Origin of the sequence: Billgrantia desiderata (genome assembly GCF_900108215.1) — a bacterium.
In the GTDB taxonomy this organism is placed as follows: Bacteria; Pseudomonadota; Gammaproteobacteria; order Pseudomonadales; family Halomonadaceae; genus Halomonas; species Halomonas desiderata.
In genome coordinates, this window is the sequence record NZ_FNVC01000001.1 from 170332 (window position 1) to 182907 (window position 12576).

Genomic DNA, 12576 nt, shown 5'->3' on the forward strand with positions numbered 1-12576 from the left:
CCGCTCGGCTCGCTGCGATGCAGCGACGACAGAGAGCACAGGCTGCCTCCAGTGTAGGACAGCAGCCGGTGAGCGAAACCGTCGCTCTGTTTCGGCGGGTATCCGAATGGTGCTCGGCAACGCCAGCGCTGCCTGGGCTAGAATGGCGGCTCAACGGAACGGAGAACCGATGACTTCGACGATCTCGCGCTGCCCCTGCGGCAGCGGACTGCCGCTCGATGCCTGCTGCGGCCGCTTTCATGCCGGCGAGGCGGCGCCGACCCCCGAGGCGCTGATGCGCTCCCGCTTCAGTGCCTTCGCCCTGGGGCTCGACGATTACCTGCTGGCGACCTGGCACGCCAGCACTCGCCCGGCGGACCTGAACCGGGACGAGGCCACCCACTGGATACGGCTCGAGGTGCTCGATCACGGCGCGGCGGGCGAGCGTGGGCATGTGCATTTTCGCGCCACCTTCCGCGAAGGCAGGCGCTGGGGCGTGCTGGAGGAGAACTCGCGCTTCGTGCACGAGGCGGGCCGCTGGTTCTATGTCGACGGCGAGCCCAGCCTGGAGCGCCTCAAGCCCGGCCGCAACGACCCTTGTCCCTGCGGCAGCGGGCGCAAGTTCAAGAGCTGCTGCGGGCTGGGCTGAGCTTCAACGAAAGCCCTGTCACAGCACCATGGCGGCCAGCCAGCCGAAGGCGATCAGCGGCACGTTGTAGTGCAGGAAGGTCGGCACCACGGTATCCCAGATATGGTCGTGCTGACCGTCGGCGTTGAGCCCGGCGGTGGGGCCCAGGGTCGAGTCGGAGGCCGGTGAGCCGGCATCGCCCAGCGCCGCGGCGGTACCCACCAGAGCCACGGTGGCCATGGGCGAGAAGCCGAAGCTGAGTGCCAGCGGCACGTAGAGCGAGGCGATGATCGGCACGGTGGAGAAAGACGAGCCGATACCCATGGTGATGAACAGGCCGACCAGCAGCATGATCAGCGCCGCCAGGCCCTTGTTGTCGCCGATCAGCTCCGCCGAGCCCGCCACCAGCGCGGGCACCTCGCCGGTGGCCTGCATCACCCCGGCGAAGCCCGCCGCGCTGATCATGATGAAGCCCACCAGCGCCATCATGCGCATGCCTTCGGTGAAGATGTCGTCCTGTTCGTGCCAGCGGAACACGCCGCTGACCGAGAGCAGGGCGAAACCGAACAGCCCGCCCAGCACCATCGAACCCGAGAGCAGCTGGATCGCCACGGTGCCCACCAGTGCGGCGCCGAGCACCGCCATCTGCCACGGCGCCAGGTGCTTGGCCGCCTCGGCGGGTGTCTCGTCGCCGTGAGCCAGGTCGCGGTCCTCGTAGTGGCGCGGCCGGCGGTAGCTGAACAGCACGGCGACGGCGAGCCCCAGCGCCATGCCGCCGATGGGCATCAGCATGGCCATCGGCACCATGCCGCGGGTGACCTCCAGGCCCAGTTCGGCGCCGCTCTCGTTGAGATTGGCCAGCAGGATGTCGTTGAGGAAGATCGCGCCGAAGCCCACCGGCAGCAGCATGTAGGGCGCGGTGATGCCGAAGGTGATGACGCAGGCCGCCACGCGACGATCCAGGCGCAGGTGGTTCATCAGCTTGAGCAGCGGCGGCACCAGCACCGGGATGAAGGCGATGTGCACCGGGATCAGGTTCTGCGAGCTCACCGCCGCGGCGAGCAGGGCGCCGATCAGGGTGAAGGCGACCCAGCGGCGGCTCGACGGTTGGTCGTCCAGGTGCAGGCCGCGAATGGCGCGGTCTGCCAGCAGCTCGGTAACGCCCGAACGCGAAAGGGCCACGGCGAAGGCGCCCAGCACGGCGTAGGAGAGCGCGATGGTGGCACCGTTGCCGAGCCCCTGGTTGAAGGCGTCCATGATGTCGCCGATGGGCATGCCGGCGACCAGGCCACCCACCAGGCTGGCGACGATCAGGGCGAAGACGACGGAGACGCGGGCGAGACTGAGGGTGACCATGACCAGGATGGCCAGAACGATGGCATTCATGACGGCTCTCGAGCTGGAGGATCGGACCGAAGCGAAACGGATGGGCGAAAGAAAACCCCGGCTTGGCAGGCCGGGGTGGCATATCTTACCTCAATGGGGCGGCCGGGTCAGTGGCTGGGCAGCAGCTCCACCGGCACCAACGCATTGAGCACCCGCGAAGTGAGCAGGCGGGTGGCGCTCTCGATGTCGGGAGCGAAGAAGCGGTCGCGGTCGTAGTAGTCGACCTGGCCGCGCAGTGCCTTCCTGGCCTGCTCGAGGCGTGGCGTGCTGGTCAGGCGATGGCCGCTGCCGTCGACGCGGAAATCGAGCCCCTGCAGGCCGCCAGCCACTCGATGGCCAGGATGCCGCGCACGTTGTCGGCCATCTCCCACAGCCGCTTGCCGGCGGCCGGCGCCATGGAGACGTGATCTTCCTGGTTGGCCGAGGTGGGCAGGCTGTCGACGCTGTGCGGATGGGCCAGGGCCTTGTTCTCGCTGGCCAGCGCCGCGGCCGTGACCTGGGCGATCATGAAGCCGGAGTTGACCCCGCCGTTCTCCACCAGGAACGGCGGCAGCTGCGACATGTGGGTGTCCATCATCAGCGAGACGCGGCGCTCGGTGAGCGAGCCGATCTCGGCCAGGGCCAGGGCCAGGTTGTCGGCGGCCATGGCCACGGGTTCGGCGTGGAAGTTGCCGCCGGAGAGGATGTCGCCCTCGTCGCTGAACACCAGCGGGTTGTCCGATACCGCGTTGACCTCCACGGCCAGCACCTCGGCGGCCTGGCGGATCTGGGTCAGTACGGCGCCCATTACCTGGGGCTGGCAGCGCAGCGAGTAGGGGTCCTGCACCTTGTCGCAGTGGGCGTGGGAATCGCTGATCTCGCTGCGTTCACCGAGCAGATGGCGGTAGGCGGCGGCGGCATCGATCTGGCCGCGCTGGCCGCGGGCGTCGTGGATGCGGGCATCGAAGGGCGAGCGTGAGCTGAGCGTGGCTTCCACCGTCAGGGCGCCGCACACCGTGGCGGCGGCAAACAGGTCTTCGGCCTCGAACAAGCCTTTCAGGGCGTAGGCGGTGGAGACCTGAGTGCCGTTGAGCAGCGCCAGGCCCTCCTTGGGCGCGAGCCGCAGCGGCTGGAGCCCGGCGATCTCGAGGGCCTGACGGGCAGGAATCCATTCGCCGCGATGGCGTGCCTTGCCTTCGCCGAGCAGCACCACGCTCATGTGGGCGAGCGGCGCCAGGTCGCCGGAGGCGCCCACGGAGCCCTTGAGCGGGATGTGCGGGTAGACCTCGGCGTTGACCAGGGCGAGCAGGGCGTCGAGCACTTCGCGGCGGATGCCGGAGAAGCCGCGCGCCAGGCTGTTGACCTTGAGCACCATGATCAGGCGCACCAGGGCGTCTTCCATGGGCTCGCCCACGCCGGTGGCGTGGGACAGCACCAGCGAGCGCTGCAGCTCTTCCAGGTTTTCATGGTCGATGCGGGTCTGGGCCAGAAGGCCGAAGCCGGTATTGATGCCGTAGACGGTGCGGTCCTCGGCGACGACACGATTGACGCAGTCGACGCCGCGCTGGATGGCGGCGTCGGCGCTGTCGGGCAGCGTCACGCGCAGCGGCGCCTCGAAGACCTGGCGCGCCTGCGCCAGGGTCATCTTGCCGGGTCGAATGTCGAGATGGGTCATGAATGGCTCCTTTATTTATCGAGCATCGGCAGATCCAACCCATTTTCCCGGGCGCACTGCTTGGCGATATCGTACCCGGCATCGGCGTGGCGCATCACCCCGGTGCCCGGGTCGTTGCGCAGCACCCGGCCCAGGCGGGCGTGGGCGTCGTCCGTGCCGTCGGCGACGATCACCACCCCGGCGTGCTGGGAGAAGCCCATGCCCACGCCGCCGCCGTGATGCAGCGAGACCCAGGTGGCGCCGCCGGCGGTATTGAGCAGGGCGTTGAGCAGCGGCCAGTCGGAAACGGCGTCGGAGCCGTCCATCATGGCCTCGGTCTCACGGTTGGGGCTGGCCACCGAGCCGGAGTCGAGGTGGTCGCGGCCGATGACCACGGGGGCCTTGAGCTCGCCGTTCTTGACCATCTCGTTGAAGGCCTGGCCGAGGCGGGCGCGATCCTTGAGGCCGACCCAGCAGATGCGCGCCGGCAGCCCCTGGAAGCTGATGCGCTCGCGGGCCATGTCGAGCCAGCGGTGCAGGTGCGGGTCGTCGGGGATCAGTTCCTTGACCTTCTGGTCGGTCTTGTAGATGTCTTCCGGATCGCCGGAGAGCGCGGCCCAGCGGAACGGGCCGATGCCCTGGCAGAACAGCGGACGAATGTAGGCCGGGACGAAGCCGGGAAAGTCGAAGGCGTTGGCCACGCCCTCTTCCTTGGCCATCTGGCGGATGTTGTTGCCGTAGTCGAAGGTGGGCACGCCCATCTGCTGGAAGTCGAGCATGGCCTGCACGTGCACCGCCATGGACTGCTTGGCGGCCTTGACCACCGCTTCGGGCTCGCGCTTGCCGCGGGCCACGTACTCGTCCCAACTCCAGCCCGACGGCAGGTAGCCGTGCAGCGGGTCGTGGGCGCTGGTCTGGTCGGTGACCATGTCCGGCCGTACGCCGCGCTTGACCAGTTCCGGCAGCACGTCGGCGGCGTTGGCGCACAGGCCGATGGAGACCGCCTTGCCCTCGGCGGTGTAGCGCTCGAGGCGCGCCAGGGCGTCGTCGAGGTCATCGGCCTGCTCGTCCAGGTAGCGGGTGCGCAGGCGAAAGTCGATGCGCGACTGCTGGCATTCGATGTTCAGCGAGCTGGCGCCGGCCAGGCTTGCCGCCAGCGGCTGGGCGCCACCCATGCCGCCGAGCCCGGCGGTGAGGATCCAGCGGCCGGTGAGGTCGCCGCCGTAGTGCTGGCGCCCGGCCTCGACGAAGGTTTCATAGGTGCCCTGAACGATGCCCTGTGAGCCGATGTAGATCCACGAGCCGGCGGTCATCTGGCCGTACATCATCAGGCCCTTGCGGTCGAGCTCGTTGAAGTGCTCCCAGTTGGCCCAGGCCGGCACCAGGTTGGAGTTGGCCAGCAGCACCCGCGGGGCGTCCTTGTGGGTCTCGAACACGCCCACCGGCTTGCCCGACTGGATCAGCAGGGTCTGGTTGTCCTCCAGGCGCTTGAGGGTCGCGACGATGGTGTCGTAGCACTGCCAGTCGCGGGCGGCGCGGCCGATGCCGCCGTAGACCACCAGGTCCTCGGGGCGCTCGGCCACGTCGGGGTGGAGGTTGTTCATCAGCATGCGCATAGGCGCTTCGGTGAGCCAGCTCTTGCAGCTGAGCTCGCTGCCGGTGGGCGCGGCGATACGGCGGCTGGCGTCGTGGCGGGGATCGGCAGGCGTGGTATGGCTATTCATCGTCGTGTTCTCTCTGGTGTTGCAAATCGTTGTGGGTCGGTTCAGGTATCCAGCGTCAGCCGGTGGATCAGGCGTGCCGCGGCCTTGGCGGTGCGGCCGTCGATGTCGAAGCTCGGGTTGAGTTCGGCGACGTCGGCCAGGCGCAGCTTGCCGCTGTCGCGGACGGCCTCGAGCAGCGGTTCGATCAGCGCCAGGGGCACGCCGCGGGCGGCGGGGGCGCTCACTCCCGGCGCCTCGGCGGCGGGCAGCACGTCGAGATCGATGCTGAGGTAGAGGTGGTCGCAGCGCGCCATGAAGCGCTGCAGGTCGCGCACGATGGCGTCGAGGCGCAGGGCATCGATCTCGTGGTCCTCGCGCACCAGCACGTTCAGCTCGCTGGCCCGGGTGAACAGGGCGCGGGTATTGCTGGCCCGGCTCACGCCCAGGCAGGCGTAGCGGAACGGCCAGTCGCGGGCGCGGCACTCGGCGGCGATCTGGGCGAAGGGCGTGCCGGAGGAGCGCACGTGGGTCGGGTCGCGCAGATCGAAGTGGGCATCGAGGTTGATAATGCCGATCCGCGGGTGGGTCTCGCCTTGAGCCTCGAAGTGACTCGCCAGGCCCGACCAGCTGCCGAAGGCCACTTCGTGGCCGCCGCCCAGCACCAGCGGTAGGTGGCCGCGAGCGAGCAGGCTGGCGATGCGCTCTGCCAGGCGCTGCTGTGCCGCTTCCAGGTCGTCGTTGCCGTGGCAGCTGACGTCGCCGGCATCGAACACCGGGGCGCTGCGATGCCAGGCCAGCGGTGCCAGTGCGCGGCGAATGGCCCGTGGGCCTTCGGCGGCACCCACGCGGCCCTGGTTGCGCGCCACGCCGGCATCGGAGGCGAAGCCGACCAGGGCGGCGCCAGGGGCGCTGTCCGGTCTCACCGGGGTGATCACCTGGTGCCAGCGCAGGCTGTCGGGTTCCGGGTCTTCGCGGCCGGCCCAGGGAGACATATCGATGGCGTCAAAATAAATGGAGTTCATATCTTCCTCCTTAGGCCGGGGCTACCCCGGGAGCAGCCAACGCGAAGACGCTGTGAACCCATCCCTGGGCGCTCGACTTTTTCCTGAGGCGCTGCGCTATCCTGCTTCGCTTGCAGGACCGGTGAAGGCCATCCATGGCCTTCCCGTTCGGAGACATGCTCCTCACCCCTGCAAAAGACGCTTCGCTTTTGGCTGCACCCGGCGCTCCTCGATTAGCCATGGGTTATCTCTCCGCTGAACATCCGCTGGCGCAAGCGGCCGGGCTGTACGGCGTAGGCCAGCTCGGCGGGCGAGCCGACGTCCCACAGGCACAGGTCCGCCGGTGCGCCCGGGACGATGCGCCCCAGTTGCCGGGTGTGCAGGCCCAGCGCCCGGGCGCCGTGGGCGGTCATGCCGGCCAGGGCCTCGCGCGGCGTCAGGCGGAACAGGGTGCAGGCGAAGTTCAGCATCAATGTCGGCATGAACAGCGGCGAGCTGCCGGGGTTGGCATCGGTGGCGATGGCCATGGGCACGCCGGCCTCGCGCAGCGCGGCGATGGGCGGCAGCTGTGTCTCACGCAGGGTGTGGAAGGCGCCGGGCAGCAGCACCGCGACGCTGCCGGCCTCGCGCAGGGCATTGACGCCTTGCTCGTCGAGATATTCGATGTGATCGGCGGAAAGTGCGCCATGCCGGGCCGCCATGGCGCTGCCACCCAGGTTCGAGAGTTGCTCGGCATGGGCCTTGATCGGCAGGCCGTGGGCTTCGGCGGCCTCGAAGACGCGTTCGCACTGGGCCACCGAGAAGGCGATCTTCTCGCAGAACACGTCCACCGCATCGGCCAGTCCTTCGGCGGCGGCGGCGGGGATCATCTCGCGGCACACCAGCTCGATGTAGCCGTCGCTGTCGTCCTTGTACTCCGGTGGCAGGGCGTGGGCCCCCAGCAGGGTGGTCACCACTCGCACCGGCAGCGTCTCGCCGAGGCGGCGCGCCACGCGCAGCATCTTCAGCTCGTCGGCCACGCTCAGACCGTAGCCGGACTTGATCTCCACCGTGGTCACGCCTTCGCGCATCAGCGCTTCCAGGCGCGGCCTGGCCAGGCTGAACAGCTGCGCTTCGCTGGCTTCCCGGGTGGCACGCACGGTACTGAGGATGCCGCCGCCGCGGCGGGCGATCTCCTCGTAGCTGGCGCCCTCGAGACGGCGTTCGAATTCGTCGGCCCGTGAGCCGCCGAATACCAGATGGGTGTGACAGTCGACCAGACCGGGGGTCATTACGCCGCCTTGGCCGAGGGGCTGGCAGTCGGCGGTCTCGTTCGGGTCGAGCTCACGCATGGGCACGACACGCTCGATGGTGTCGCCCGCCACGATCACCGCCATCGGTTCGGGCAGGGTGTCGTGACCGTCGAAGAGCGTGACGTCATGCCAGACGAGGCGCGGCTGGGAGGTGGCAGACATAGGGGCTCCTGAGGGCTGACGATTTATTGTATATACATTTAAATCGTCATCGGCCGGAGGTCAAGGGCAAGCGGTGAATAGTTTGCCCCGGATTCCTGACTGCACGCCTCGTTTACAGGCTAACTGCCTATTTCTCCTAAGGATGGCTTCACCAGGGGTGGCGGCGTTCGGTGTCGTCGCTTGTTTCGCGTTAGACTAAAGACGTAGGTGCTTGCGTCGCTTCGGCATGGCGCCTTTGTCGAACGTATTGTATATACAATAAGGTGTCACGCATCAATCACAAGACGAGGACGACACCCATGGCGATTCCGGACCCGGCCACCCGGGGCGTGAGCGGTTTCAACTGGCTCACCGTGGCCAAGCTGTTCGTTCCCAGCGCGCTGGGGATTCTGATCTTCTTCATTCCCGTCACCCTGGGTGGCAGGAACACCATCCTGCTGGACCACATGGTGACCGGGGCACGGGAGCTGCTGGGCGAGGCGGCGGCGTTCTACGCGCTGGCATTGATCGTGGCCGGGGCGGCTTACCCGTTGTGGAAGGGCACCTGGCGGCGCAGTCTCACCGACCGTATCTTCACCGTACTGAAGCTGGCCGGCGTCGCCGTGGCCGTGATGGCGATGACCGGCTGGGGGCCGGGGCTGCTGCACGAGCCGGACATGCTGCCGTTCCTGTTCAACCGGCTGGTGATACCGGTAGGGCTGATCGTGCCCATCGGCGCGGTGTTCCTGGCCCTGCTGATCAGCTACGGCCTGCTGGAGCTGATCGGCGTGCTGCTGCAGCCGGTCATGCGACCCATCTGGCGCACACCGGGGCGCAGCGCCATCGATGCCGTGGCCTCGTTCGTTGGCAGCTACTCCATCGGCCTGCTGATCACCAACCGGGTCTATCAGGCGGGGCAGTACTCGGCGCGGGAGGCGGCGATCATCGCCACCGGCTTCTCCACGGTGTCGGCTACCTTCATGATCATCGTGGCACGCACGCTGGATCTGATGAGCGTGTGGAACCTCTATTTCTGGCTGACGCTAGTGATCACCTTTGCCGTCACCGCCGTGACCGTTCGCCTGCCGCCGCTGTCGCAGATGAACAATGAGCGCAGCGATGGCGAGCCCGAGGCGATACCCGGCAAGCGGCTGAACACGGCATGGCGGGCCGGGCTGGAGGTGGCGGCTCAGGCGCCGGGGCTGCACCGCAGCGTGGCGCTGAACGTACGCGAAGGGCTGTTGATGGCGATCAGTATCCTGCCGTCGATCATGTCGGTGGGGCTGCTCGGCCTGCTGGCCGCCAAGTACACGCCGCTGTTCGAGTGGCTGGGTCTGCTGTTCTATCCCTTCGTGGCGATCTGGGGACTGGAGGACGGCATGGCGCTGGCCCAGGCATCCGCCGCCGGGCTGGCCGAAATGTTCCTGCCGGCGCTGCTGATGGCCGAGGCCGAGTTCGTCGCCCGCTTCGCGGCGGGTGTGGTGTCGGTCTCCGCGGTGCTGTTCTTCTCCGCTTCGATTCCCTGCATCCTGGCCACCAGCATTCCGCTCTCGGTAGGGCGCATCGTGGTGGTGTGGTTCATTCGCGTGGCACTCAGCCTGATGCTGGCCGTGCCGGCCGGCTATCTGGCCCAGGCGCTGAGCGGGGCCTGAGGTTTCCCATCGCGCAATAGCGCTCACCACCGCTGAGCGAGGCCGGCAAACACCGGTCTCGCTCAGTGTCGTCTCACGATACCGGGCTCAGCTGGCGCGGCGAGAGAGCGCCGAGCGCAGCTTGTAGCGGTCGCCGGGATGGATCAGGCGGGCATAGCTGATCAGATGCTCGCCCGACCAGGTGCGCCGGATCATGCTCAGGCAGGGCTGCGTGGCATCCATTTCGAGCCGTTCGGCGGTGGTGGCGTCGACCCGCACCGCCTCGACCACGTGCTCCACGTCGGTGATCGGGCAGGCCGCCACCAGCACTTCGTTGGGGGTATGGCGATGGAAGTCGGTTTCCAGATAGTCCGGCACCCAGCGCGGATTGACGAAGCGGTCCTCGAGCTGAATGGGCACGCCGTTCTCACGGTGGACGATACGCGTGTGGAACACCCGCGTGCCCAGGCGCACGCCCAGTCGCAGTGCCACTTCGTCGTCGGCGGCGATGGCCTCGGCCAGCAGCACGTCGCACTCGTAACGGTGGCCGCGGCCACGAACCTCCTCGGCAATGTTGTGCACGTCGACCAGTGACGACTCCGCCTTGCGGTCGGTGACGAAGGTGCCGAGCCCGGGTTGGCGGGTCAGGTAGCCCTGTTGCACGAGGTCGCGGATCGCCTTGTTGGCGGTCATGCGGCTGACGCCGAAGTCACGCGCCAGCTGTTCTTCGGGGGGGATCTGATGATGTGCCGGCCAGGTGCCGCTCCGTATCTTTTCCAGCAGATGCTGCTGAATCTGCAGATAGAGTGGAATCGTGCTGCCCATGCTGAGCTGAGTCCTTTCTGGCGAGGTAATTGTCTATACACGCAGTCTACCCGGATGTCGGGCGCAAGGCACCCTGCCGTCAGGGCGTCAGTAGCGCTGCCAGGCGGGCCGCTTGCGCCGGAGAACATGCGTCGTCAAAAGGAACTTGCCCAGAGAGACAATTTGGACAACTTTAATAAAGGAAATACCCAACGGATCGGGTCAACTAAAGACGCCGTGATGTGTTAGGGAATAATTAATTAAGGAAAATACGTTACACACTGGAAGTGTGCCGCACAATTGAATGTGGCCCCCAATCGCGCTGCGTCTCCCCTGACATTAATAATAGAGGAGGGCATGCCATGCAGCGCCTCTACTTCCTAACCCCTGATCTGCCTACTACCGTCAACGTCGCTCATGAGCTCACCGATCTGGGCCTGACCGACAAGGAAGTTCATGTCACCGGCCGTGACTGGCTGAAACTCAAGGAGCACGGCATCAACTGCGCCACGCTGCTGCAGACTTCGGACGTGGCACACGCCGCCGTGCGCGGCCTGTTGTTCGGCATTCCGCTGGGGTGCGTACTCGGGGTGGTGGTCTACTACTTCCTGGGTGATGGCTTCACCAATGCCGGTATTGCCACCACGATCATCGGCATGGGCATCTTTGGCGGCTTGTTCGGTATCTGGACCAGCACCATGGTCGGCGTGTCGGTGCACGACGTGAAGGTCGACAAGTACGAGGATGAGATCGAACACGGGGCATATCTGATGATGGTCGACGTCCCCAACGAGCGCGAATCGATGGTCTACACGGCGATTCATCGTCATCATCCCGAAGTCATCATCGACAAGGTCACACCGGAAGAGCGTCGGCATCATTGCGGGACCGGTATCTAGGCCTGCGCGTCGCCGTCGTCGTCGATCCTGCTGTTTGCCAGGATCCTGCTCTTTACCTGGAGGAAGGAGAGAGCCATGGCAATTGCGGTTGCGGTCATCGTACTGGCAGTGGGGTCAGTACTGTTCTTCTTCCTCAGCCCCTGGTATCTCACCCCGTTGGCCTCCAACTGGGGAACGATCGACGACACCATCACGATCACCCTCTGGGTGACCGGGGCGGTCTTTCTGGCCGTCAATCTGTTCCTGGCCTATGTGGTCGTCCGCTACCGGTTCAACAAGCGCCGGCGTTCCCAGTACGACCCGGAGAACAAGTCGCTCGAGCTATGGCTGACCGGGTTGACCACGCTGGGGATCGCCGGCCTGCTGGCGCCAGGGCTGCTGGTCTGGGGTTCCTTCGTTTCGCCGCCGCAAGAAGCCCACCAGGTCGAGGTGGTGGGGCAGCAATGGCACTGGAGCTTTCGCTTTCCCGGTGAGGATGGCCGCTTCGGTGCCGCTCACAATCGCTTCATCGACGAGCGCAACCCTTTCGGCATGGTCGACGACCCCGCCGGCCAGGACGACATCCTGATCACGTCGCCGCACCTGGTGCTGCCGGTGGACCGTCCGGTCAAGATGGTGCTGCGCTCCAAGGACGTGCTGCACAACGTCAAGGTGGCCAACTTCCGGGCCAAGATGGACATGGTGCCGGGCCAGACCTCCTACTTCTGGTTCACTCCCACCGTGGTGGGTGAGTACGAGATCGTCTGCGCCCAACTGTGCGGTATCGCCCATTTCGCCATGCGCGGGCGTATCGAAGTGGTCGAGCAGGAGGTCTTCGACGCCTGGCTCAGCGAGCAGCCCACCTATGCCGAACTTGCCCAACTGGCACCGGGCGACCCGGAGGCGGGGGCAGAGCGCTATGCCACCTGCGCCGCCTGTCATGGCGCCGAGGGCCAGGGCAATGCGGCGCTCAATGCGCCGAAGCTTGCCGGGATGGATGCCTGGTACCTCGAGCGCCAGCTCGCACTGTTCCGTTCCGGTGCCCGCGGCAGCCATGAGGACGATACCTATGGCCAGCAGATGCGGCCGTTCGCCACCATGCTGCCCGACCGTCAGGCCATCGTCGACGTGTCGGCCTTCATCGAGACCCTTCCCGACCAAGCCGTAGAGACCAGCCTGGCCGGCGGCGATCCCGAGCGCGGCGCGCGGCGCTATCGTACCTGCGCCAACTGCCATGGGCAGCAGGGCGAGGGTATCCGGGCCACCAATGGGCCGCGCCTGGCGGGCTTGCCGGACTGGTATCTGGAGCGGCAGCTGCAGAATTTCCGCCACGGGGTGCGTGGGCGGCACCGCGAGGACCCTTATGGCAACCAGATGATCGAGATGGCCCAGGTGCTGGTCGACGACCGGGCGGTCCGCGACGTGGTGGCGTATATCACGACCCTGCCGCAGCCCAGGGTGGACATGGCGGCGGTCAACCCAGGCGGTGTGGAGGAGTGA

9 protein-coding genes and 1 pseudogene are annotated in these 12576 nt (G+C 66.8%); 4 read left to right on the forward strand and 6 right to left on the reverse strand.

Annotated elements, in window-relative coordinates:
- Positions 1-169 precede the first annotated feature (169 nt).
- Positions 170-628, forward strand: coding sequence for a YchJ family protein (locus C4S71_RS00785; protein ID WP_103967883.1), 459 nt, complete (start codon positions 170-172; stop codon positions 626-628).
- A gap of 18 nt (positions 629-646) precedes the next feature.
- On the opposite strand, the gene C4S71_RS00790 is transcribed toward C4S71_RS00785, so the two are convergent.
- From C4S71_RS00790 to hutI, 5 genes and pseudogenes are all read right to left on the reverse strand, one after another.
- Positions 647-1993: a Na+/H+ antiporter family protein gene (locus tag C4S71_RS00790; protein WP_086509675.1), complete on the reverse strand. Its 1347-nt coding sequence runs from the start codon at positions 1991-1993 to the stop codon at positions 647-649.
- Positions 1994-2100: 107 nt separating this feature from the next.
- Positions 2101-3647 (reverse strand): annotated as a pseudogene (gene hutH, locus C4S71_RS00795) (histidine ammonia-lyase).
- Positions 3648-3658: 11 nt separating this feature from the next.
- Complete coding sequence (hutU, locus tag C4S71_RS00800; RefSeq protein ID WP_103967884.1) at positions 3659-5350, reverse strand: urocanate hydratase; 1692 nt, start codon at positions 5348-5350, stop codon at positions 3659-3661.
- Positions 5351-5391: 41 nt separating this feature from the next.
- Positions 5392-6351 carry a formimidoylglutamase gene (gene hutG / locus C4S71_RS00805; protein WP_103967885.1) on the reverse strand — a complete coding sequence of 320 codons (960 nt, stop codon included), beginning with the start codon at positions 6349-6351 and terminating at the stop codon, positions 5392-5394.
- Between the two features lie 212 nt (positions 6352-6563).
- Positions 6564-7784, reverse strand: coding sequence for an imidazolonepropionase (gene hutI, locus C4S71_RS00810; protein WP_103967886.1), 1221 nt, complete (start codon positions 7782-7784; stop codon positions 6564-6566).
- A gap of 299 nt (positions 7785-8083) precedes the next feature.
- Here hutI and C4S71_RS00815 point away from each other — a divergent pair, with 299 nt between their 5' ends.
- Positions 8084-9415 (forward strand): YjiH family protein, encoded by a 1332-nt coding sequence (locus C4S71_RS00815; protein WP_103967887.1) that lies wholly within the window; start codon positions 8084-8086, stop codon positions 9413-9415.
- A gap of 87 nt (positions 9416-9502) precedes the next feature.
- Here C4S71_RS00815 and hutC read toward each other — a convergent pair whose 3' ends face one another.
- On the reverse strand, positions 9503-10219 hold the full coding sequence (gene hutC, locus C4S71_RS00820; RefSeq protein ID WP_086509683.1) for a histidine utilization repressor: 717 nt from the start codon (positions 10217-10219) through the stop codon (positions 9503-9505).
- A 341-nt stretch (positions 10220-10560) separates the two neighbouring features.
- On the opposite strand from hutC, the gene C4S71_RS00825 reads away from it, so the two are divergent.
- Positions 10561-11097 (forward strand): DUF1269 domain-containing protein, encoded by a 537-nt coding sequence (locus C4S71_RS00825; protein WP_103967888.1) that lies wholly within the window; start codon positions 10561-10563, stop codon positions 11095-11097.
- Between the two features lie 75 nt (positions 11098-11172).
- A complete protein-coding gene (locus C4S71_RS00830; protein WP_086509685.1) occupies positions 11173-12576 on the forward strand; it encodes a c-type cytochrome in 1404 nt (467 codons plus the stop codon).

Bases quoted from the DNA above. Each gene is read 5' to 3' on its own strand.
- C4S71_RS00830 (WP_086509685.1), top strand. From the start codon at position 11,173: ATGGCAATTGCGGTTGCGGTCATCGTACTGGCAGTGGGGTCAGTACTG.
- hutG (WP_103967885.1), bottom strand. From the start codon at position 6,351: ATGAACTCCATTTATTTTGACGCCATCGATATGTCTCCCTGGGCCGGC.
- hutC (WP_086509683.1), bottom strand. From the start codon at position 10,219: ATGGGCAGCACGATTCCACTCTATCTGCAGATTCAGCAGCATCTGCTG.
- C4S71_RS00785 (WP_103967883.1), top strand. From the start codon at position 170: ATGACTTCGACGATCTCGCGCTGCCCCTGCGGCAGCGGACTGCCGCTC.
- C4S71_RS00825 (WP_103967888.1), top strand. From the start codon at position 10,561: ATGCAGCGCCTCTACTTCCTAACCCCTGATCTGCCTACTACCGTCAAC.
- hutU (WP_103967884.1), bottom strand. From the start codon at position 5,350: ATGAATAGCCATACCACGCCTGCCGATCCCCGCCACGACGCCAGCCGC.
- hutI (WP_103967886.1), bottom strand. From the start codon at position 7,784: ATGTCTGCCACCTCCCAGCCGCGCCTCGTCTGGCATGACGTCACGCTC.
- C4S71_RS00790 (WP_086509675.1), bottom strand. From the start codon at position 1,993: ATGAATGCCATCGTTCTGGCCATCCTGGTCATGGTCACCCTCAGTCTC.
- C4S71_RS00815 (WP_103967887.1), top strand. From the start codon at position 8,084: ATGGCGATTCCGGACCCGGCCACCCGGGGCGTGAGCGGTTTCAACTGG.